1 pseudogene is annotated in these 272 nt (G+C 41.5%); it reads left to right on the top strand.

Annotated features, from left to right (window positions below):
- Positions 1–272, top strand: a pseudogene (locus AB1471_RS17360) (hypothetical protein); the annotation flags it as partial.

The following is a 272-nucleotide window of genomic DNA, read 5'->3' as shown; positions in this document are numbered from 1 at the left end:
ATAAACAATCTGGTATTGATGGAACTGATTCTGGATTAGTCATCTTTGGTCAATCAATGCCATCAGGCTTTGATGCTCCTACAAGAGTGAAACATGCCTTTGTTGGCTATTACTCCGCCATCTCTGGTGGTACAAAATACTATGATTCTGGCATGGTTTCAGTCCAAAACTGGAATGTTACGAGTGACACGACCTTGTATGCTCAGTGGAGTGAAGACAGCTACACCATTTCATACGTATTGAATGATGGAAGTTTAACCGATGCCATCGAT

It is taken from the genome of Jeotgalibacillus marinus, from assembly GCF_040801915.1.
Classification (GTDB): domain Bacteria; phylum Bacillota; class Bacilli; order Bacillales; family Jeotgalibacillaceae; genus Jeotgalibacillus; species Jeotgalibacillus marinus.
This window is presented reverse-complemented; position numbering and strand designations above follow the sequence as displayed.